Genomic DNA, 24,960 nt, shown 5'->3' on the forward strand with positions numbered 1-24,960 from the left:
CTCGGATATCTGAAGCGGGTTACCAGCGAACTGCGCCAGACGCGACAGAAGCTGGACGCGCTGGAGTCGGCGGGCCAGGAGCCCCTCGCGATCGTCGGCATGTCGTGCCGGTTCCCCGGCGGCGTGACGTCGCCCGGGGAGCTGCACCGGCTGGTCGTCGACGGGGTGGACGCGGTGTCCGAGTTCCCGGTGAACCGGGGCTGGGATCTCGACGGGCTCTACGACCCCGACGCGGACCGCACCGGCACCAGTTACACACGGCACGGCGGATTCCTGCACGACGCCGCCGAGTTCGACCCGGCCTTCTTCGGGATGTCGCCGAAAGAGGCGCTGGTGACCGATCCGCAGCAGCGGTTGCTGCTCCAGTCGTGCTGGGAGGCGCTGGAGCACGCACGGATCGCTCCGACGTCCCTGCGCGGCAGCAGCACCGGAGTCTTCGCCGGGGTGATGTACAGCGACTACGCGTCCCGGCTGGCGCAGGACGCGGGCGGCTTCGAGGGCCACCTGTTCACCGGCAGCCTCCCCAGTGTGGCGTCCGGCCGTGTCGCCTACACCTTCGGTTTCGAGGGCCCGGCCGTCTCGGTGGACACCGCGTGTTCCTCGTCGCTGGTGTCGCTGCATCAGGCGGCGCAGTCGCTGCGGTCGGGCGAGTGCTCGCTGGCGCTGGCGGGCGGTGTGGCGGTGATGTCCACGCCGAGGACCTTCGTGGAGTACTCGCGCCAGCGCGCCCTCTCGCCGGACGGGCGGTGCAAGGCGTTCTCGGACGCAGCCGACGGCACGGGCTGGTCCGAGGGCGTGGGCATGCTGGTGCTGGAGCGGCTGTCGGACGCGCAGGCGAACGGGCACCGGGTGCTGGCCGTGCTGCGTGGCTCGGCGGTGAACCAGGACGGCGCCTCCAGCGGGCTGACCGCACCGAACGGGCCGTCGCAGGAGCGGGTGATCAGGCAGGCGCTCGCCTCGGCGGGTCTGACCCCCGCCGATGTGGACGCCGTGGAGGCGCACGGCACCGGCACCGTTCTCGGCGACCCGATCGAGGCGCAGGCGCTGCTGGCCACGTACGGCCGGGACCGTACGGAGCCGCTGTGGCTCGGCTCGCTCAAGTCGAACATCGGTCACGCCCAGGCTGCCGCGGGTGTCGGCGGCGTGATCAAGATGGTGATGGCCATGCGGCACGGTGTGCTGCCGCGGACGCTGCACATCCAGCAGCCGTCGCGCCATGTGGACTGGTCGGCGGGCGCGGTCGAGCTGCTCACCGAGCAGCGGCCGTGGCCGCAGGCCGAACGCCCGCGCCGGGCCGGGGTGTCGGCCTTCGGCGCCAGCGGCACCAACGCGCACGTGATCCTCGAACAGCCGCCGGTGACCGAGCCCGAGGAGGTCAGGCCGGTGGTCGGGGCGCCGGTGCCGGTGGTGGTCTCGGGCGTGACCGGGACGGCCCTGCGGACCCAGGCGGGGCGGCTGCTGGAGCAGGTGGAGTCCGATCCGGACGCGCACCCGGTGGATGTCGGGTTCTCCACGGTGACGACTCGTTCGGCGCTGGACCACCGCGGCGTGGTCGTCGCCGAGGACCGCGCCGAACTGATGGAGGGCCTGGCAGCGCTGGCGGCAGGCGAGTCGCTGCCGCGGGTGGTCGAGGGCTCCGTGGCTCCGGAGTCCGGCACGGTGTGGGTGTTCCCCGGTCAGGGTGCGCAGTGGGCCGGGATGGCGCGGGAACTGCGGGAGTACTCGCCGGTGTTCGCCGCGCAACTCGACGAGTGCGAACGGCTGCTGAGCGCCCACGTCGACTGGTCGCTGTCCGAGGTCCTCGACGACGAGGCGGCGCTGTCCGAGGTGGACGTGGTGCAGCCCGCGCTCTGGGCCGTCATGGTCTCGCTGGCCGAGGTGTGGCGTTCGGTCGGGCTGGTCCCGTCCGCCGTGGTGGGCCATTCCCAGGGCGAGATCGCCGCCGCCTGTGTGGCCGGCGCGCTGTCCCTGGAGGACGGCGCACGGGTGTCCGCACTGCGCAGCCGCACCTTGCGGGCGCTGAGCGGCAGCGGCGGGATGCTGTCGATCGTGGCCTCGGAAGGCTGGGTGCGGGAGCGGATCGAGCCCTTCGGCGACCGGATCTCGGTGGCGGCGGTGAACGGCCCGAACACGGTGGTGGTCTCGGGCGACCCCGACGCGCTGCGGGAACTCGGGGGCGTACTGGCGAAGGCCGGAGTGATGCGGTGGAACGTCCCGGGAGTGGACTTCTCCGCGCACTCCGCGCACGTCGAGGCCCTGGAAGCCGAGCTGGCGGACGTGCTCGCCGGTGTACAGCCGCGCCGGGCCGGGGTGCCGTTCTACTCGACGGTGACGGCCGGTCCGCTCGACGGTACGGAGCTGGACACCGCGTACTGGTACCGCAACCTGCGGGAGCCGGTGCGGTTCGAGGAGACCGTCCGGGCGCTGGTCGCCGACGGCTTCGGGGTGTTCGTGGAAGTCAGCACGCACCCGCTGCTGACCACGGCCGTCGAGGACACCGTGGACGACGGCTCGGCCGGCGGTGTCGTGGTGGCGGACACCCTGCGCCGTGCGGAGGACGCGCCCCGGCGGTTCCTGCTGTCCATGGCCCGGCTGCACGCCCACGGCATCGCGGTGGACTGGACGCAGGCGTTCGACGGCACCGGTGTGCGCACCGTTGACCTCCCCACCTACGCCTTCGAGCAGAAGCCCTACTGGCTGGAGGCGCCCGAGCCGCTGCTGAGCGCGCCCGTCGAACTGGCGGACGGCGAGCGGACCGTGCTGACCGGCCGGCTGTCCCTGCGTACGCACCCGTGGCTGGCGGGACACCGGGTGCGGGGCCGTGTCGTGGTGCCGGGGACCGCCCTGCTGGAGATGGCGCTGGAAGCCGGAACAGCCCTGGACGCGGCGGACGCTGTGGACGAGCTCACCCTGCTGGCGCCCGTGGTGGTGCCCGAGCAGGGCGGGGTCGAGATCCAGTTGCTGGTGGAACCCGCCGACGACGACGGCTTCCGGCCCCTGCGGCTGTACGCCCGCGGCGCGGAGGCCGAGTGGCGGCTGCACGCGACCGGAGCGCTCACCGAGGCCGCCGGAGAGGAGGACCAGGACTCGGTGGACTTCGCCAACTGGCCGCCTCCTGGCGCGGAGAAGGCGGACCTCGGCTCCTGGTACGAGGAACTGGCCGCGCAGGGACTGGAGTACGGGCCCGGCTTCCGGGGTCTGCGGGCGCTGTGGCGGCGCGGCTACGAGCTGTTCGCCGAGGTGTCACTGGCCGAGCCGGTACGCGCCGCGCTGCTCGACGCCGCCCTGCACGCGGCGCTGGACCTGGAGACGGAACCCGCGCTGCCGTTCTCCTGGAACGGCGTGCGTTGGCTGGACCCGGCAGCGGCGGCGGAGATGACCGGCCTGCGGGCGCGCATCACGCTGCTGGAGGACGGCTCGGTGGCCCTGCGGATCGCCGACGGGACCGGTCGCGGTGTCCTGTCGGCCGACTCCCTTTCGCTGCGTCCGCTCAGTGCCGCACAGCAGGCCCTGGCGGGCCGCGACGCGCTGTTCGAGCTGGACTGGGTTCCCGCGCGGCCCGGCTCCGCCCTGCCGGGGCCCGTCGCCGACCCGGCAGATGTCACGGTGCTGCACTGCCCGTCCGCTGAGGGCGACCCGTCCGCCAGGATCCAGGCGGTCACCTCCGAGGTGCTCGGCGATCTGCAGCGCTGGCTCGCCGAGTCCGAGACCGGCGGCGGTCACCTGGTGGTGGCCACCCGCCGTGCCGTGGCGGACGGCCTCGGCAGCGCCGCGGAGGTGGATCCCGCAGCTGCCGCCGTATGGGGCCTGGTGCGGTCGGCGCAGACGGAGAACCCGGACCGGATCGTGCTGGTCGACACCGACGACGCCGACGACGCCGAGGGCCTGTCGGAACTGCTGCCGTCGCTGCTCGCGTCCGGTGAGCCCCAACTCCTGGTGCGCGACGGCGGGATACGTGTGCCCAGGCTCGCGCGCGCCACGCTGCCGGAGGAGCCCGCGGCACCCGCGTTCCCCGCCGACGGCACGGTGCTGATCACCGGGGCCTCCGGCACGCTGGGCGGACTGGTGGCGCGGCATCTGGTGGCCGAGCACGGTGTACGCCACCTGGTGCTGGTGAGCCGCCAAGGATCTCCGGAGCTCGCCGACGAGCTGACCGCGACAGGGGCCACGGCGTCGTCGGCCGTATGCGACGTCAGTGACCGGGCAGCCCTCGCCGAACTGCTGGCCTCGATCCCGTCGGACCGCCCGCTGCGTGCCGTCGTGCACGCTGCCGGAGCGCTCGACGACGGCGTGATCGGCTCGCTGACACCGGAGCGGCTGCGGGCGGTGCTGTTGGCGAAGGCCGACGGTGCCTGGAATCTGCACGAGTTGACGGAGGGCATCGACCTGTCGGCCTTCGTGCTGTTCTCCTCGGTCGCCGCCACGCTGGGCACCGCGGGTCAGGGCAACTACGCCGCGGCCAACGCCGTCCTCGACGCACTGGCGCACCACCGCCGCGGCCTGGGCCTGCCCGCGCTGGCGCTGGGCTGGGGCCTGTGGGCCGAGCGCAGCGCCCTGACCGGGCAGCTCGACGCAGCCGACCTTGCGCGGCTGACCGGCGCCGGGGTGCGCCCGCTGGCCACCGAGGAAGGGCTGGCGCTTCTCGACGCCGCCCTCGGCGCGGACCGGGCGCACCTGCTCCCGGCCCGGCTGGACCTGGCGGCACTGGACTCCGCGCAGGGCACGCTCCCGCCGCTGTTCCGTGCGCTGGCCCCGGCCCGCCGCCGGCGTCCCGCCGCCACCTCCGCCGGACCCCTCGTCCCCACCGCCGGTGAGGCCACCGGCCTGCAGGCGATGTCCGAAGCCGAGCGTGAGCGCTTCGTCGGCGAACTGGTCCTGCGGGAGGTCGCCGCGGCGCTCGGACACGACTCGGTCGCCGACATCGACCCCGACGCCGACTTCCAGCGCCTCGGCTTCACTTCCCTCAGCGCCCTGGAGCTCCGCAACAAACTCGCCGCCCGCACCGGCCTGCGGCTGCCCGCCACCATGGTCTTCGAGCACCGCACCCCGAACCGGCTGGCGGCCTTCCTCACCGCCAAGCTGCGCCCCGAAGGGGCGCGGAGCTCGTTTGTTGAGCCTCTCGCGGGCGCTTCGCTGGCTTCGAGGCGTGCGCGACCAGCCACGACGCTCCCGCAGCCTGCGGACGACGGGCAGGGGCACCCCCTCCCCAGCACGGCGGAGAGCGACGGGATCGCAATCATCGGCGTCGCGGGTCGCTACCCCCTCGCCGGGACGGTGGCCCAACTGTGGAACAACCTGGCAGAGGGCCGGCACTGTATCCGCGAGGTCCCCCAAGGCCGCTGGGATGCGGACGCTCACCACGACCCGACCGGCGCATGGGGCTCCTACAGCAAGTGGGCGGGTTTCATCGACGACGTCGACGCGTTCGACCCGCTGTTCTTCCACATCTCGCCCGCGGACGCCGAAGCGATGGACCCCCAGGAGCGGCTGTTCCTGGAGACCGCGGCGGCGACCCTGGAGGACGCCGGCTATCCGGCGGCCCGGCTCGCAGCGCAGGGACCCGTCGGAGTGTTCGCCGGGGTGATGAGCAACGACTACGCGTGGATGGGCGGTGAGGCCAACGCGCTCGGCGTGCCGACCGACGCGCACTCCCACCACTGGTCGGTCGCCAACCGGGTGTCCTCCTTCTTCGACTTCACCGGCCCGAGCCTCGCGGTGGACACCGCGTGCTCGGCGTCGCTGACCGCCATCCACCTGGCGTGCCAGAGCATCAGGTCCGGCGAGTGCGCCACCGCGCTCGCGGGCGGCGTCAATCTGATCCTGCACCCCCAGCATCTGCGCAGCCTGGCGTGGGCCGGGATGCTCTCGCGGGACGACCGGCTCAAGGCGTTCGGCGCGGACGCCGACGGCTTCGTCGACGGCGAGGGCGTGGGCGCCGTCCTGCTCAAGCCGCTGGCGGCGGCGATCGCCGACGGCGACCGCGTCCTCGGCGTCATCCGCGGCTCGGCCGTCAACGCGGGCGGAGACGCGGGCGGCTACACCGTGCCGAAGGCGTCGGCGCAGGCCGAGGTGATCCGCGGAGCGCTGACCCGCGCCGGAATCGGCGCCGACACCATCGGCTACGTGGAGGCGCACGGCACCGGCACCCACCTCGGCGACCCCATCGAGATCGCGGGCCTGGCCGAGGCGTTCGGCGGACCGGTGGACCCGGCGAGCCGTGCGGAGCGGCCGACGGTGGCGATCGGTTCGGTGAAGTCCAACATCGGACATCTGGAGGCGGCAGCCGGGATCGCGGGCCTGACCAAGGTGCTGCTGCAGTTCCGGCACGGAGCGCTGGCGCCGTCGCTGCACGCGGAGCACCGCAATCCGGAGATCGACTTCGACGCCACACCGTTCGAGGTGCAGCAGACCCTGGAGCCCTGGACGAGGCCGGCGCGGCCGGACGGGGGCGCGGACGACGGGGACGGAACCCCTGCCGAGCTGCCGCTGCGTGCCGTCGTCAGCTCCTTCGGCGCGGGCGGGGCCAACGCCTGCGTCACGTTGGAGGAGTACCTGCCGACCGACCTGCCGACCGGTGCTCCGGAACCGGTGGAGGAGACCCAGGAGCAGCTGCTGGTGCTCTCCGCGAAGAGCGAGGAGCGGCTGGGCGCCTACGCGGCGGACCTGGCGGCCTTCCTGCGCGGGGGCACCTCGCAGCAGCCGGTGCCGGCCGGCGGCGCGCCGGCGGACGCCGGGCGCCTGTGCCTGCGGCTGGCCTCCGAGATCGCCGACGTGGCCCCGGACTCCCTCGATCTGGCGGACGACCTGGTCGACTGCGGCTTCGGCATGGCGGAGCGCGCCCACTTCTTCGCGCTGCTTGCCGAGGAGTTGGGCACGGAGCTGCCCCCGGCAGCGACGGTCGCCGACACCCTCGGCGCCGTCGCCGAGGCGGTGGCTCCCCTCATGCCGCCCGCCGAGACGCCCGCCGAGACGCCCGCCGAGCCGGCCGCCGACCCGGAGCTGCGGCTCGCCGATGTCGCCCACACCCTCCAGTCGGGCCGTACCGCATACGAGTTCCGGCTGGCCCTGTCCGCCGGCTCGGTGGCCGAGGCCGTACGGCTGCTGGCGGCGTACGCGGAGGGGCGCGACGAGGACCGGGTCCTCACCGGTCAGGTGACGCGCATCCGGGTGCGGCCGGACGAGGACGAGGCCGAAGCGCTGGAGCAGGCGCTGACCCAGCGTGATCTGACGGCGGTGGCCGAGCGCTGGCTGACCGGGGCCGAGGTGGACTGGTCGCGGATCACCCCGGCGGGCGCCCGCCGGATCGAACTGCCCGGCTATCCCTTCGCCCGCAAGCGCTGCTGGATTCCCCGGCCGCCCGCCGACGGGGCCCCGCTCCCCGCCGCGGCGCCGGCCGTCGGCACGGCGTCGGCCCTCGACCCTGCCGTCACCCGGGTGCTCGACGGGTACGCAGCGCTGGATGCCGCCTCGGTGTCCGGGGTGCTCAGCGCCTACCAGCGCATGGGCGTCTTCCAGCGGCCGGGCGAGCAGCACCACGGCGAGGAACTGCGCGGCAGGCTCCACATCAGGGACAAGTTCCAGCGGCTGCACCAGGCGCTGCTCGGTCTCCTGGTGGATGCCGGGTATCTGACCCGCGAGGGTGACCAGGTCACCGCCACCGCCGCGGTCGGCCGAGCGGGCCGCTGGGAGGCCGAGCTCGACCGCGTGGTGAGCGACTGCCCGGACGTCGCGCCCACGGCCTCCCTCAACCGCGCGTTCCTGCATGCGTATCCGCAGCTGCTGCGCGCCGAGCTGGTGGGGACCGAGGTCATGTTCCCGGACTCCTCGATGGAGCTGGTGCAGGACCTGTACAAGGGGAACCCGCTCACCGACTTCTTCAACCAGCTCGTCGCGGACTCCGTGCGGCGCTTCGTCGAAGCCCGGCTGCCGCAGCTGCCGGGTCACGAGACCGTCCAGGTCGTCGAGTTGGGCGCCGGGACCGGTGCCACCACCGAGCGCGTGCTTCCGGCTCTGGCCTCTCACGCCGACCGGGTCGGCTACACCTTCACCGACATCTCGCCGCGCTTCCTGGAGTACGGCCGCGAGCGCTTCGCCGCGCAGTACCCGTACGCCCGCTTCCAGCTCCTCAACCTGGAGCGCGAACTGAACGAGCAGGAGTTCGCACCGGGTTCGGCCGATGTGGTGCTGGCCACCAACGTGGTCCACGCCACCAGGAATCTGCGGGCCACGCTGCGGAAGATCAAGTCACTGCTCAGGCCCGGTGGCCTGCTGGTGCTCAACGAACTGACCTCCATCCGGCCGTACCTGACCGTCGGCGGCGGTGTGATGGAGGGCTGGTGGGCCTTCGAGGACAGCGAACTGCGCGTCCACGGCGCACCGCTGGCCCCGCCGGAAAACTGGACGCGGTTGCTCCGCGAAGAGGGCTACACACAGGTCAGCGCCCTCGGCGCCGAGGACGCCGAGCTGGGCCAGCGGGTGCTCGTCGCGGAGAGCGACGGTGTCGTACCTGGTGTGGTGGCGTCACCCTCTGAGGTGGTGACGGTTTCTGGTGCAGGTGCCGAGACCGCCGACGTGATGCAGGACCGGCTCCGGCAGCTGCTGGAGCGGATCCTGAAGTTGGACGAGCCGATCGATCCCGATCGTCCGCTGGGGGACTACGGCTTCGACTCGCTGAGCGGGTTGCGGATCGTGTCCGCCGTGGACGCGGAGTTCGGTGTGGCGGTGCCGCTGGACGAGTTCTTCGAGCGTCCGACGTTGCGTGAGCTGACGGCGCACCTGACGTCGAGCTGGCTTGCCGACGCCGCGGCTGCCGACAGCCCCGTTCCCACCGGTCCCGCGACGGCCGTCTCCGCGGCGCCCGTCTCGGCGGCTCCCGTCTCCGCGGCGCCGGTCGTCTCCGCGACGCCCACCGTGTCCGTGCCCGCCGTCGCCGCGAGTTCTCCGGCGGCAGCCGAGGCGGCCCGGGTCCTGCGCCCCCGCACGGACGCGGAGGAGTCGACCCACCCGATGTCCGAGGGGCAGCGTGCTCTGTGGGTGATCGAGCAGATCGCCCCCGGGAACCACGCCTACAACCTGCCGCTCGCCTTCTGGCTCGACCGCGACGTGGACGTACTCGCCCTGCGTGTCGTCCTTCAGGACCTGCTCGACCGGCACGAGGAACTGCGGGCAACGGTCCGCACCGACGAGGACGGCCCGTACATCCGGATCGCGGCCGAACCAGAGTTGCCCTTCCAGCAGGTCTTCCTCACCTCCGTCTCGGAAGAGGACCTCCGCGAACGGCTGCGCGCCGACATGCGCCCGCCGTTCGATCTTGCCGACGGCCCGCTGCTGCGCGCGACGCTGTACACCCTCGGCGACGGTTCGCAGGCATTGCTGCTGAACGTGCACCACCTGGTGCTGGACGGAGTGTCCATCCCTCTGCTGCTGGAGGAGATCGACCGCGGCTACCGCACCGTCCGCGAGGGCCGTCCGCTGCCGGCCGACCGGCCCGAGCACACCTTCGCCGACTACGTGGCATCGCAGCGCGACCTCGTCGCCGGTCCCACGGGGGAGCGGCTGCGCACGTATTGGACCGACCGGCTGCGGGGCCGTACGACCGCCGTTCCGCTGCCGCTGGACCGGCCGCGCCCGCCCGTGCCCGGCTTCCGGGGCGCCAGCGTCGAGGGCCGCGTCCCGGCGGAGGTGTCCGAGCGGGCTCGTGGGCTCGCCGCGCGGGAGCGCACCTCGCTGTCCAGCGTCATGCTGGCGAGCTTCTTCGCGCTGCTGCACCGCTACAGCGACCAGGCCGACATCGCCGTCGGCACACCGACGGCGAACCGTCCCGCCGACGGCTACGACGACGTGCTCGGCTACTTCATGAACATGGTCGTCGTGGCGGAGCGGGTCGAGGGCCAGGAGCCGTTCCGCGATCTGGTCCGCCGTATCCACCGGACGGTCCTCGGCGCGCTGGAGCACAGCGCCTACCCGCTGATCACCCTCACCGAGGAACTGAAGCGGGAGGCCCCCGGCGCGACGGACGCGCTGTTCGATGTCGCCTTCTACTTCCACAACTGGGCACGCGACATGCGGAACGACGGCCTGGTCGGGGACCGGGTCGACGGCGTCCACCAGGAAGGTGAGTTCGACCTGACCCTCGACCTGGTCGACAGCCCCGAAGGCTGCCGGTACACCCTCAAGTACAACCCCGACCTCTTCGACGCCGCCACGGTGGAGCGCCTCGGGGACCACTTCGTCACGCTGCTGGCCTCCGCCGTCGGCGCCCCCGGAACCGCGGTCGGCGAGCTCGATCTGCTGACGTCTCAGGAGCGGGCGATGCTCGCGCCGCCCGCACCCGCGGACTACCCGGCCGACAAGCAGGTCTGGCAGTTGGTGCGGAGCCAGGCCGAGGCACGCGCGGAGGCGGTGGCGGTCCGCGCCGGGGGGCGGGAGCTGACCTATCGCGAGCTGCACGAGCGGGTGGAAGCGCTCGCGGCCCGGCTGCGCGCCGCCGGTGTCGGCCGGGGCCGTACCGTCGGCGTCCTGCTGCCGCGCGACGTCGACCTGCCCGTGGCCCTGCTTGCCGTGCAGGCCGCCGGTGGCGCCTACGTACCGCTCGACCCGGCATATCCGCAGCAGCGGCTCGCGTTCATGGCCGACGACGCCGGGCTGCACCTGCTGCTCACGCACTCCGCCGTCGAGGCCGACTGCGGTGACGCGGTACCCCGGCTGTTCGTCGACGGGGGCCTGGAGCCGCCCGCGGCTCCGTCGCCCGGCCCCTCGGAGCCGTCGGACCCCGCGTACGTGATCTACACCTCCGGTTCCACCGGCAGGCCCAAGGGCGTCCGTGTCCCGCACCGCGCGCTGACCAACTTCCTCTGGTCGATGGCGCGTGAGCCCGGGTTCGGGCCGCGGGACACGCTGCTGGCGCTCACCACGGCCTGCTTCGACATCTCGGCGCTCGAGCTCTATCTGCCGCTGATCAGCGGTGGCACCGTCGAGATCCTGCCGACCGAGGTGGCCCAGGACGGACTGCGGCTGCGGGAGGCGGTCGAGCACAGTGCGGCCACGGTGCTCCAGGCGACCCCCGCCACCTGGAGCATGCTGCTCGCCGCCGGATGGCAGGGGAACCCCCGGCTCACGGTGCTGTGCGGCGGCGAGGCGCTGTCCGCCGACCTCGCGGAGCGACTGCTCGCCGGGAACGGCGCGGTGTGGAACCTCTACGGGCCGACCGAGACCACCATCTGGTCGGCGGCGTGCAAGCTCAGCCCAGGTGAGCGGGTGACGATCGGTGCCCCGATCGCCAACACCGCGCTGTACGTGCTCGACAGCGCGCGCAGGCCCGTCCCGACCGGTATGCCCGGCGAGCTGTACATCGGCGGCGACGGGGTGGCCGACGGCTACCCCGGCCACCCCGAACTGACCGCCGAGCGCTTCCTCCCCGACCCGTTCGCGAACGGGCCCGAGGCCCGGAAGGCCCGGATGTACCGCACGGGCGATCTGGTCCGCCGGCTGGCCGACGGGCGGATCGAACACCTGGGCCGGATCGACTCCCAGGTCAAGGTGCGCGGCCACCGCGTGGAGCTGGAGGAGATCGAGGCGACCCTGCGGCGCCTGGACGGGGTCCGCGACGCCGTGGTGGTGGCACGCGGTCAGGGCGGCGGCGACCGCTCGCTGCTGGCCTGTTACATACGTGCCGACGGCGGCGCCGACCCGACCCGGGAGCAGCTCGCGGCCTGGCTGCCGGCTCATATGCTCCCGGACGTGCTGATTCCGGTCACCGGCTTCCCGCACACGCTCAACGAGAAGGTCGACCGCAGCACGCTGGCCACCCTGCCGCCCGCCGACTTGCGGGCGCGCTTCGGCGCCACCGGTGCCACCGACGTCACCGACGCCGAGCAGCCCGGGAGTTCCCCGGAACCCGCGGGACGCGTCGAGGCGCTGGTGGCCGAACTGGCCCACACGGTCGGCCGCCTGGCAGGGCTGCCGCACGAGGAGATCGGCGCACACACCCCGCTCGGCGAGGTGGGGATGAACTCGGTGAGCTTCACCGCGCTCAGTGCCGAGCTGCGTACCGCCTACGGCATCGAGGTCTACCCCACGCTGTTCTACCGCCGAGGCACCCTCCACGCACTGGCCGAGCACCTGTGGGAGCAGCACCCCGCCGAGCTCACCGCGCGGTTCGGCGCTGCCGCACCGGTCCGCGCTGCCGCACCGGTCCACGCCGCCGAAGTAAGCGCCGCCGCCGAAGTAAGCGTCCCCGTCGAACCGCGCCCCGCCGAGGCGCAGGCCGAGGTGCGGCGCGGCGACGACATCGCGGTCGTCGGCATGGCCGGACGGCTGCCCGGCTCCTCCGACCTCCAGGAGTTCTGGGACCACCTGGCCGCCGGGGACGATCTGGTCCAGGACGTTCCCGCGGAGCGCTGGGACGGGCAGCAGGACCAGCCGCGTGCCTCCTCCTATCGGGGCGGCTTCGTCCCCGACGTGGACCGCTTCGACGCCGCCTTCTTCGGGATCTCACCCCGGGAGGCGGAGTTGATGGACCCCCAGCAGCGGCTGCTGCTGGAAGTGGTCTGGTCGGCCATCGAGGACGCGGGCTACCGCCCGTCCGAGCTGGCCGGGAAGCGCGTCGGGGTGTTCATCGGCGTCGCCAACAACGACTATCTGGAGGCGCAGCGGGCTGCCGGACACGGTCCCCAAGGCCACACGGCCACCGGCGCGGCGCTGTCGATGATCCCGAACCGGGTCTCCTACCTGCTGGATCTGCGCGGGCCCAGCATGGCCGTCGACACCGCCTGCTCCGGATCGCTCACCGCCGTCCACCAGGCGTGCGCCGCGCTCCAGGACGGCAGCTGCGATCTGGCGATCGCGGGCGGCGTCAACCTCATCCTGACCCCGACCGTGTACGAGGTGCTCAGCCAGGGCGAGATGCTCAGCCCCGACGGCCGCTGCAAGGCGTTCGACAGCCGGGCGAACGGCTACGTCCGGGGCGAGGGCGTCGGCGTGGTGCTGCTCAAGCCGGCGGACCCGGCGCGGCGCGACGGCGACGCCGTGCACGCGACGATCAAGGCGGCCGTGACCAACCACGGCGGCCGGACCACGTCGTTGACGGCTCCCAACCCGGATGCCCAGGCCGACCTGCTGGTCGACGCCTACCGCGCCGCCGACGTACCGCCGGAGTCCGTCGGCTACATCGAGACGCACGGCACCGGAACCGCGCTGGGCGACCCGATCGAGACCGCCGGTCTGTCCGCCGCCTTCCGGCGGCTGCGCGCGGACCGCGGAAGTGCCGGCACGGCTGAGGCGCCCGGCTGCGCCATCGGTTCGGTCAAGACCAACATCGGCCACCTGGAGGCCGCCGCGGGCATCGCCGGGATGTTCAAGGCCGTACTCGCGCTACGGCACGGCACCATCCCGGCCAGCCTGCACTTCCAGGAGCAGAACCCCTATCTGGAACTCGACGGCGGCCCGTTCGAGGTGGCCGCCACCGCCCGGTCCTGGCCGCGGCGGCGCGACACCGCCGGACGCGAGCTGCCACGCCGTGCCGGGGTCAGCTCCTTCGGCTTCGGGGGAGCCAACGCGCACATCGTGCTGGAGGAATCACAGATGCCGGACGACCGTGAGAAGGAGGCCGCCGAGCAGGCGTACGTGCTCTCCGCCCGCACTCCCGAGGCGCTGCGGAGCGCCGCCCAGCGGCTCGCCGACCACCTGGAGGACCGGAGCGTCCCGCCCGGCGACCTCGCGTACACCTTGCAGACGGGCCGTGAGCCGATGGCCCACCGGCTCGCCGTGGTGACGGACGGCGTGGCCGGGCTGCGGTCCGAACTGGTCGCCTACCTGGCCGGCCGCCCGTCGGCGGTGCGCACCGGGCGGGTCGAGCGGCAGGCAACCCCGCCCAAGGTCACCGCGACCGGGGAGCTGACCGCCGTCGTGGACGCGTGGCTGGCCGGCGCCGAGGTCGACTGGGCGCCCCTGCACGCGGGCGCGGCTCGCCGCCGGACACATCTGCCCAGCTACCCCTTCGCCCGTACCCGGCACTGGTTCGCCCCTGGCCCGGCACCGGTGGCGGCACCGGAGAGGGCCGCGGCCCGGCTGCACCCGACCCTGCTCGACGCGGACGTCTCGGCGCCCGGCGCGCGTTCGTTCGCCAAGACGCTCACGGGCGGGGAGTTCTTCCTGCGCGACCACGTGGTGGGCGGCGAGCCGGTGCTGCCCGGCGTGGCGTATCTGGAGATCGCCCGGCTGGCCGGTGAACTGTCCGCCGGCTCGCCGGTGCGTGGTGTCGACGGCCTGGTGTGGGCCGCGCCGGTCCGGCTGCCCGCGGGAGGAGGGGAACAGCGACTGCTGGTCCGACTCGGTGAGGACCAGGCCGGCACGTCCTTCGAGGTGCACAGCGCGGAGGGCGGACCCCGTGGGCATGCGCGCGGCACGCTGCTGTTCGGCGCGCCCGAGCCTCGTCCCACCCGGATCGACGTACCAGGCGTACGCGGGCGCTGCACGGATGTCCGTGACGGCGCGAGCTGCTACCGGCTCTTCTCCCGGCTGGGCATGGACTACGGCGCGAGTTTCCAGGTGATCGAGGAACTCGCCGTGGGGGACGGCGAGGCGTTGGCGGCACTGCGCCTTCCCGCGGACCGGGTGGCGGACGCGGGCGGCTATGTGTTCCATCCTTCGCTGCTCGACGCGGCTTTGCAGACGGCGGGTCTGCTGGCGTCCGGTGCTGACGACCTGGCGCAGCCGTTGCCGTATCTGCCCTTCTCGCTGGGCTCGGTCCGGCTCCACGCGGAACTGCCCGAGCAGATGTACGCCTACGCCACTCCTTCGGCGCGCCGGTCGCCGGCCGGAACGCTCTGCTTCGACGTGGCGCTGCTGGACCGTACCGGCGAGGTGGCCGTCTCGATCGACGCCTTCACGCTCCGGGCGGTGCCCCGGCCGGACGCGGAGGACACGCAGCGTGCTTCGGCTGTTTCGGCCGCTTCGGCTGTTTCGGCCGCGGAGGACGCGGTGACCGCGTTCGAACCGGTCTGGCAGCCCGCCCCGCAGGCGCAGCGCGAACTGGACGGAAACGTACTTGTGCTGGACGCGGGCTCCGAGGGGGCCGAGGTGAGCGCCGCCCTGACTGCCGCGGGTGCGGACACCCGGCGGATCGCCCTCGGCGACGGCTTCGATGCCGAGGCGGCGGTCGGGGACGGTGAGACGTCCCCCGTCCATGTGGTCCACCTGGCCGGGGAGAACGCCGACCCCGGCAGCGCCGTCGAGCACGGCTTCCACACCGCCATGGCGTTCCTCCAGGCATGGCAGCGGCAGCGGCGCGGCGCACTGCGCTACCTCTATGTGCACGGCGAAGCGGCAGCTTCGCCGGCCCACCCGGCCATGGCGGCGTTCGCCCGCTCGGTACGTCTGGAGCACCCGGCGATCGACTTCGGCGTGCTGACCGTCGCGTCCGGCTCCCTCGCGGACGCCGTGGCCGGTGAACTCGGCGGTCAGGGCGAGCCCGAGGTGCGGATCGATGCCGCGGGCAGGGCCCGCCGTTCCTGGCGCGAGGTGGGTCTTCCGGCCGTCGGCGCCTCGGCGTTCACGGGACCGGGCGCCCATGTGATCACCGGCGGCACCGGTGCGCTGGGGCTGCTGCTCGCCGAGCACATCGCCAAGGTGCGGCAGGAGGCGGGACTGCCCCGCGGCGGGATCGTGCTCGCCGCCCGGTCCGCTCCGGGCCCCGAGGCCGGTGCCCGGATCGAGGCCATCGGTGCCCGGGTGGTGCGCGCTGACGTGTCCGACGCCGCGGCGGTGCGCGCACTGATCGCCGAGGCCCGCCAGGCCCACGGGTCGGTGTCCGGCGTCCTGCACGCCGCCGGAGTGCTCGGCGACGGCCTGTTGCAGCGTAAGAACCGGGCGGACGTGGACGCGGTGCTGGCCGCCAAGGTGCACGGCACGGTGCTGCTGGACGAGGCGACACGGGACGATGCGCTGGACTACTTCGTGACGTTCTCCTCCGCGGCGGCGGCGTTGGGGAACGCGGGCCAGATCGGTTACGCCTTCGCCAACGCCTTCCTCGACCACTTCGCCGAGCAGCGCGAGGAGTTGCGCCGCCAGGGCGCGCGGCACGGCCGTACCTTCGCCGCGGCCTGGCCGGTCTGGGCCGACGGTGCCATGCGGATCGCACCGGCTGCCGAGGAGTACGTGGAGCGCGTGCTCGGTATGCGTCCGCTGCGTACCGCACCGGCGCTGGAGGCACTGGAGCGCGCGCTGGTCGGTACAGCGCCGAGGCTGCTGCTCGCACCGGGCGACCCCGCCCGGATCCTCACCGCACTCGACGGCAGGTCGGCGCACACCCCCGCCGCGCACACCCCCGCCGTACCGGCGCAGGCCACCGCCGCCACCCCCGTTGCAGCGCACGCCACCGCCGTCGCGCCGCAGAGCACCACCGGCGTACGGGAGCAGGCCGAGCGGCTGGTGCTCCGGATCCTGGCGGAGGAACTGAAGCTCCCCGAGGCGGACATCGACGTCACGGAGTCCTTCGACCACTACGGCGTGGACTCACTCATCACCATGAGCGTGACCCAGCGGCTGGAGGAGCGCTTCGGTCCCCTGTCGAAGACCCTGCTGTTCGAGTACGTGACGGCGGAAGAGCTGGTCGATCACCTGGCCGCGGCACACCCGGACGCGTTCACCACCTCCGAGGCGGCCGTGCCCGCCATCGCCGAGGCGGTATCGGCTCAGGACGGGGCAACCGACACCGTCCGGCCCGACGCGGTCGGCGACGACATCGCGATCATCGGTGTCGCGGGCCGCTATCCGCAGGCCGACGACGTGGACGAGTTCTGGCGCAATCTGCGCGCGGGCACGGACTGCATCGAGGAGATACCGGCCGACCGGTGGAACCATGACCGGTTCTACGACGCGGACAAGTCCGCCACCGGCAAGACGTACGGCAAGTGGGGCGGGTTCATCCGCGGCGCCGACCGGTTCGACCCGCTGTTCTTCCGGATGTCGCAGATCGAGGCCGAGCACACCGACCCGCAGGAGCGGGTCTTCCTGGAGACGGTCTGGCATCTGCTGGAGGACGCCGGCTACACCCGCGAAAGCCTGCGCGGCTCCCGTACCGGGGTGTTCGCGGGCATGATGTACGGCCAGTACCAGCTGTACGGCGTTCAGGAGGCGCTGCGCGGCGAGGGACTGCCCCCGCACTCGTCCTACGCCTCGGTGGCCAACCGGGTGTCGTACTTCTTCGACTTCACCGGCCCCAGTGTCGCCGTGGACACGATGTGCTCCTCCGCGCTGGTCGCCATCCACCAGGCGTGCCAGGCCATCCGCGACGGCGACTGCGAGACGGCGGTCGCGGGCGGCGTCAATATCTCCACCCACCCGGCGAAGTACCTCCAACTCGCGTGGCGCAGCTTCCTGTCCGAGGACGGCCGCTGCCGCAGCTTCGGCGAGGGAGGCACCGGCTACGTCCCGTCCGAGGGCTCGGGCGCAGTGCTGCTCAAGCGCCTCGACGCGGCTCTCGCCGACGGCGACCGGGTGCTGGCCGTGGTCAAGGCCACCGCGGTCAACCACGGGGGAACCGGCCGGGGCTTCAACGTGCCCAGCCCCAAGGCCCAGGGCGACCTGGTGCGGTCCGCGCTCGACCGGGCCCGGATGCGCCCGGCCGACCTGGACTACATCGAGGCACACGGCACCGGTACGGCTCTGGGCGACCCGGTGGAGATCACCGGCCTGCTACGGGCCTTCGACGGCGATGTGCCGGTGGAGAAGCTGCCGATCGGCTCGGTCAAGTCCGGCATCGGGCATGCCGAGTCGGCGGCCGGGATCGCCGCGATCACCAAGCTGCTGCTCCAGATGCGCCATGGTGAGTTCGCTCCGTCGCTGCACTCGGAAGAGCTCAATCCGAACATCGACTTCGCCGCGACCCCGTTCCAGGTACAGCGCGAGCTGGCACCCTGGCCGCGCCGCGTTCTCGAAGACGGCACCGAGCGGCCCAGGACCGCGGGGGTGAGCTCCTTCGGCGCCGGCGGCACCAACGCGCACATCATCCTGCAGGAGTACCCCGGTGCGCCGAAGCAGCCGACCGGCCCGGCCGGTGAGCAGCTGGCCGTGCTGTCCGCCAGGGATGCCGAGCGGCTGACCGAGCAGGCGCGCCGCCTCGCCGCGTATCTGCGCGCTGAGGGAGCCGGGCTGGCGCCGCACGAGGTCGCATGGACGCTCCAGTCCGGGCGGGAGGCCATGGCCCACCGGCTGGCCGTCCGCTTCGACGACCTCGGGCAACTGGCCGCGCGGCTGGACGAGTTCGTCACCGGCAACACCTCCGCCGACTGCTGGACCGGGGTCGTCGATCCACGCCGGCCCACCAAGGGCGAGGCGCCGCCCGCCCGTCCTGCGGCCTACGCCGATGCCTGGACCTCGGGCCGGCAGGTCGACTGGTCGGCGCTGCACCATGGGTCCCGGCCCGGACGGGTTCCGCTGCCCGGCTATCCCTTCGGCGGCGAGCGGGTCTGGCTGGCGGCGGCGGACGCCGAACTGGCCGCGCTGGAAGCCGTACCCGCCGCCGAAGGGTCGTTGCTGACCAGGCACTGGGTTCCCGCCGAGCCCGCGGCCCGCCTCGCCCTGCCCGGCCGCACCGCCGTGCTGGCCGCACCGGGCACCGAGGCACTGGCCGAACGGCTGGCCGCCACGCTGCCCGCCGCCGAAGTGCTCACCACGACGGGGCTCGACGCCGATCTGGCCTCCGGCAGCACCCGCTGGGACCGTTTCGACGCGGTGGTCGACCTGGCGGGCTGCGCCGGGTCGGTGACCCGCGTCGACCGCGCGGCGCTGTCCACCTGGTTCCGCTGGCTCCAGCACGTGGTCGACCGGGGCAAGCGCGACCTGCGCACCGTGCTGGTGTCCCGTACGTCGCGGGACGGCCATGGCGGTGCGGCCCGGGTGGGCCTGTACCGCATGCTGCAGAGCGAGTACCGCCAGCTGCGCTCCCGTCACGTGGAGGTGGGATCGTGCGCGGACGAGCAGCTGTGCGGGTGGGTGGCCGATGAACTCGCCGCCGACGGCGAGGAGGCCGAGGTCGCCTACCGGGAGGGCGTCCGGCACCGGTCGGTGCTGCGGGAACTGCCGCACAGCGCGCAGCAGCCGCCGCGCGTCCCGGACGGCCATGTGCTCTGGGTGACCGGTGGCACCCGCGGAATCGGGTTGCTGACCGCCCAGCACTTCGTGGCCCGGCACGGGGTGCGCAAGCTGGTCCTCACCGGCCGTGAGGAGCTGCCGCCACGGGCCGAGTGGGCAGCGCACATCGCCGCGGACACCGCGCTGGGCCGCAAACTGCGCCCCTTGGCCGAGCTCGCCGAACGGGGAGTGGAACTGGAGGTGCTGGCCGTCCCGCTGGACGACGAGCAGGCACTCACCAGGGCCCTGGCCGATGTGAAGCTCCGGCTGGGCCCGGTGGGCGGGGTGGTGCACTGCGCCGGTACCACCGACTCCGAGAACCCCGCCTTCGTCCGCAAGGAGCCCGAGGGCCTGGCCCGGGTGATCGGCCCGAAGGTCTTCGGCCTCGACACGATGGCGGCGTGCTTCCGTGCCGAGCCGCTGAGCTTCTTCGTGCTGTACTCGTCGGTCACGGCCGCGGTCCCCGCACTCGCCGTCGGGCAGAGCGACTACGCGCTGGCCAATGCCTACCTGGACGAGGTCGCCCAAGCGCGCCCGTACGGACTGCCGTTGGTCAGTGTGCAGTGGCCGAGCTGGCGGGACACCGGCATGGGGGAGGTGCGCAGCGCCGCCTACCGGGCATCCGGGCTGGCGGCCCTGTCGGACGCGCAGGGACTCGCCCTGCTGGACCGCGCGCTGGCCGCCGACGCGCGTGTGGTCCTGCCCGCAGTGGTGCGCCCGGACGCCGACTGGCGCCCCGAGCTGCTGACGGCCCGCCGACTGGACGCGGCCCCCGAGCGGCCGGCGGCGTCCGCCCCGTCCGTGGCAGTGTCCGGCCCGCCCGTGGCGGCGGCCGGTGACCCCGATCTCCAGGGCGCGAAGGACGCGGTGGCCTCGTGGCTGCTCGACCGGCTGGCGCTGGAGCTCCGTTTCGACCGGGCCAAGCTGACGGGCGATGTGCCCGTCCAGGACTTCGGTATCGATTCGATCCTCGTCACCCAGCTCGTGCAGACCCTCGCCAAGCAGCTCGATGTGTCGCTCGACCCGTCGGCCCTGCTGGAGTACCCGACCGCCGACGAATTCGCGGAGTATCTCGCGGGGGAGTGCCCCGAGGAACTCGTCGCCGTCTTCGGCCGGTCCTCACCCGGCACCGCGGAGCCCATGCCGCGGGAGACTGCCGCCGCCGGTACGGACACGGCCGCCGCACCTCGCGCCGCGGCGCCCGTCCCGGAGCGGCGGGAACTCGCCGGGGACGACATCGCGGTCGTCGGTCTGTCCTGCCGGTTCCCGGGCTCCGGATCCGCGAGCGAGTACTGGGAGCTGCTCCGGCAGGGCCGTTCGGCACTGCGCCCGCTCCCCGAGCAGCGCTTCGCCGGGCTGACCGGCTACCACGCCGGACTGCTCCCGGACGAGCTGCGCTTCGACCCCGAGTCCTTCCTGCTGTCGGAGGCGGACGTCGCGGCCATGGACCCGCAAGCGCTGCTCCTCCTCGAAGAGGTCAACCGCGCTGTACACCACGCCGGTTACCGGACGGAGGAGCTCAAGGGGCGCCGCGTCGGGGTCTACGTCGGCGGCCGTGCGACCCGTACGCCCGACGACGCGCTGGTGGACCAGGCGAAGAACCCCGTGATGGTCACGGGCCAGAACTACCTGTCCGCCAACATCTCCCAGTTCTTCGACTTCCGCGGACCCGGCATCGTGGTCGACACCGCCTGCTCCTCGGCCCTGGTCGCGATGGACATGGCCGCGCAGGCCCTGCGTGCGGGCAGCATCGAGTCGGCGGTGGTCGCCGGGGTGAACCTGCTCGCCGACGACCGGGCACACCAGATCTTCGCCCAGCGTGGACTGCTCAGCTCCGGCGCCGAGTTCCATCTGTTCGACCGCAGGGCCTCCGGGCTGGTCCTCGGCGAGGGTGCGGGCGCCGTCGTCCTCAAGCCCCTGACGAAGGCGCAGGCCGACGGGGACCAGGTGCTCGCAGTCCTCAAGAGCATCGCGATCAACAACGACGGCCGGACCGCGGGGCCCGCCACTCCGAACCTGGAGGCGCAGAAGCAGGTGATGACCGAGGCGCTGGCGGCCGGCGGACACAGCCCGCAGGAGGTCGGCTGGGTGGAGGCCAACGGCTCCGGATCCGTCGTCACCGACCTGCTCGAACTCAAGGCCGTACAGGCGGTCTACGGCACCGACACAGCACGTCCGGTCTCCCTCGGTTCGGTGAAGCCGAACATCGGCCATCCGCTGGCCGCGGAAGGTATCGCGGCGTTCATCAAGGTCGTGCTGATGCTGCACCACCGGGAGCAGGTGCCGTTCGGCTCCGGACAGGAACCGCTCGAACACTTCGACCTGGCCACATCGCCGCTGAACTTCCCCAGGGAGCCGGGGCCGTGGTCAGAGGCGGCCGGCCTCGCGGCACTGAACTGCTTCGCCGACGGCGGCACCAACGCCCATGTGCTCCTCGGCCCCGCGCCCGAAGCCGCCCACCCCACCAAGGCACCACTGCCGGAACCCGTGCTGAACCGGAGGATCGTCATCCGAGGAACCACCGCATCCAAGACCGCGGCGAGCAGCCTGTTCTGGGACAGCTACCGATGACCGAACCGCTGAACAAAGCACAGCCCATCGTGTTCGCGTACTCCGGGCAGGGCTCGCAGTACTACGGCATGGGCAAGGAGCTCTACGACGCCAACGAGGTGTTCCGTACGGCGCTGCTCCGCTATGACGAGGCGGTCGCCGGGGAACTGGGCGAGTCGGTGCTCGGGCGGATCTTCGACCCGGCGAAGCCGAGGAACCATCCCCTCCTCGACACCCGGATCACGCATCCGGGCATCGTCATGATCGAGCTGGCGTTGACGGAGACCCTGCGCGCCGAGGGCATCGAGCCGGACTACGTCCTCGGCTGCAGCCTCGGCGAGTACGCCGCGGCCGTCGTCGCGGGCAGCCTCGACCCGTTCGACTGTCTGCGGCTGCTGGTACGCCAGGCCGACGCGGTGAGCGCGAGCCCACCCGGCGGCATGCTCGCCGTGCTCACCGGGATCGACGTACTGGACCGGGTGCCCGAGCTGCGGGTGTGCGAGATCGCCGCACGCAACTACCCCGGCAGCTTCGTGGTCTCGGGTCCGGAGGCGGATCTGACCCGGGCCGAGGCGGCGCTGCGCGACGCCGGCGTGCTGCATGTGCGGCTGCCGGTCGAGTACGCCTTCCACTCCCGCCTGATGGACCAGGCGCTCGACGCCTGCCGGGAGGCTTTCGACGGAGTGAAGCTGGCGCGGCCCCGCCTTCCCTGGGTGTCCTGCGTGGACGGCGGGACGGTGCAACAGGTCACCCCGGACCACTTCTGGCGGGTCGCGAGGCGGCCGATCGAGTTCGAGGGCGCCATCGCCGGTCTGCGGGAGAAGGACGACTTCCTCTACCTGGACCTCGGTCCCGCGGGGACCCTGCACAACTTCCTCCGCCAGCTCCTCCCGGCGGGAACGCGTGCTGCCTCGTTGCCGCTGCTCAGCCAGTTCGAGAAGGACACCGCGCTGCTCGACGGGGTCCGGAAGCGGACGCATGCCGTCCGGACGACACCACGGAAGGTGCATGCCATGGAGGAATCCCGCGGCCCCGGCGGAAAGGTCTACGGCTTTCCGGGACAGGGCTCGCAACGGCGGGGAATGGGCAAGGAGCTGTTCCCGCGGTTTCCCGCCGAGACGGCGCTCGCCGACGAGGTGCTGGGCTACTCGATCGAGGAACTGTGCCTCAGTGATCCTGAACGCAAGCTCGGCAACACGGAGTTCACCCAGCCCGCGCTCTACGTCGTGGGCGCCCTGTCCTACCTGGACCGTACGGCACAGGACCTCGTGCCGCCGGACTACCTCGTCGGACACAGCCTGGGCGAGTACGTGGCGCTGTTCGCGGCCGGAGTCTTCGACTTCGAGACCGGGCTGCGGCTGGTGCGGCGGCGCGGCGAGCTGATGGCAGCAGCCGACGCCGGTGCCATGGCCGCGGTGGTCGGCGTCGACGAGGAGACCGTCGTACAGACGCTCGCGGACCCCGCGTTCGCGCCGCTGGACCTGGCCAACTACAACGCCCCCGACCAGTTCGTCGTATCCGGTCCCGGCGAGGCGGTCGACGCGGCGTGCGCCGCCTTCGAGGCAGCCGGAGCGCGTGCGGTGCGGCTCCGCGTCAACGCGCCGCTGCACTCCCGGTACATGCGCGGCGTGGCCGAGGAGTTCGGCCGGTTCCTCGACGGCTTCACCCTGCGCGCCCCGACGGTCCCGGTGCTCGCCAACGTCGACGCCCTGCCGTACACGGCCGACACGGTCAAGGAACGCCTGACGGCCCAGATCGCTTCCCCGGTCCGCTGGACCGAGACCGTACGCACCGTGCTGCGGCACGGCGACTTCGAGTTCGTCGAGCTGGGTCCGGGACAGGTGCTCACCAAACTGGTCACGCGCATCAGGACAGCCCCCGACCCGCTGCCGACGGCGCCGGCACGGCGCCCCGAGCCCACGGCCGTAGCCGAGCCCACGGCCGTAACCGAGCCCACGGCCGCCACCGAGCCCACCGTCGCCCTCACCGCCGACGACCTCGGCGCCCGGAGCTTCCGGGAACGGTACGGGCTGCGCCGCGCCTATGCCGTGGGGGCGATGTACGGCGGCATCTCCGGCCCGGAGATGCTGCGCGCCTCTGCCAAGGCGGGTCTCCTCGGCTTCCTCGGGACCGGCGGACTCACTCCGGACGAGACGGAACGACACCTTCGCGAGCTGGAGCCCGGCGCCGCCGTCGGTGTCAACTTCCTCTACCGGCACGGCGCTCCGGAACAGGAGGCCGCACTGGTCGACCAGCTGTTGCGGCACGGCGTCGACCTGGTGGAGACGTCCGGCTTTCCGCTGATCACCGAGGACCTGGTGCGCTTCCGGCTCAAGGGCGGCCGGGTCCTGGCGAAGGTGTCCAGGACCGACATGGCCGCCGCGTTCCTCGCCCCTCCTCCCGAGCCGCTGGTCGCGCGGCTGCTGGCCGCGGGCGCTGTGACCGAGGCCGAGGCCGCCGCTGCGGCGTCCCGCCCGATGGCCGACGACCTCTGCGTCGAGGCGGACGGCGGCTGGCTGTGCGACGGCGCGGATCTGCTGACCCTGCTCCCCGCGGTGCTCCGGCTGCGGGACGAGGCAGCGCTCCCCGGCCCGCGGGTGCACGTGGGCTGTGCCGGCGGTATCGGCACCCCTGAGGCCGCAGCCGCCGCCTTCCTCCTCGGCGCCGAGTTCGTGCTGACCGGATCGGTCAACCAGTGCTCGGTCGAGGCCGCCACCAGCGACCAGGCCAAGGACCTCCTCCAGCAGGTGCACGAGTACGACGTGGACACCGCGCCGTTCGCCGGTCTCTTCGAACTCGGGGTGCAGGCCCGCTATGTGAAGCGCGGGCTGTTCTTCCCCGCGCGGGCGGCGAAGCTGTACGACCTGTGGCGCCGCCATGCCTCGTACGCCGAGCTCGACGCAGGCACCAGGGCCCAGCTCCTCGACCGCTACCTGGGCGGAGAGCATCCCGCACCCTCGGCCCCGGCAGCGGGCGCGGACCCGAAGGCGGAGCTGGCCGCCCTGTTCCGCGGCTACTTCGAACGCGGCTTCCGCCTCGCGGTGACCGGCGACCGGCAGTCCAAGGTCGACCACCTCGTCCACTGCGGTCCGGCGATGGGCGCCTTCAACCAGGCGGTTGCGGGTACGGACCTGCACCCCTGGCGGGCCCGGACCGTCGAGGCCGTCTCCGACGTCCTCATGGAGGGCGCTGCGGCCCACATCACGGCCCGGCTGCGGAGTTTCCCCGAGATGCAGCGGAGCCAGAGCGAGTGACCAGCGAAGAAAGAGGCAGGCAAGC

The 24,960-nt window shown here is 72.9% G+C and carries 2 protein-coding genes; both read left to right on the forward strand.

The window, feature by feature from the left end:
* The first annotated feature begins 9 nt into the window (after positions 1-9).
* The gene (locus tag ACTWP9_RS13670) at positions 10-21,702 is read left to right on the forward strand and encodes an amino acid adenylation domain-containing protein (RefSeq protein WP_443246468.1); all 21,693 of its coding nucleotides are present in this window, start codon (positions 10-12) and stop codon (positions 21,700-21,702) included.
* A complete protein-coding gene (gene fabD, locus ACTWP9_RS13675; protein WP_443246360.1) occupies positions 21,699-24,935 on the forward strand; it encodes an ACP S-malonyltransferase in 3,237 nt (1,078 codons plus the stop codon). Before ACTWP9_RS13670 ends, fabD begins: the two co-directional genes overlap by 4 nt.
* Positions 24,936-24,960 lie beyond the last annotated feature (25 nt).

Origin of the sequence: Streptomyces sp. 3N207 (assembly GCF_052246355.1) — a bacterium.
Classification (GTDB): domain Bacteria; phylum Actinomycetota; class Actinomycetes; order Streptomycetales; family Streptomycetaceae; genus Streptomyces.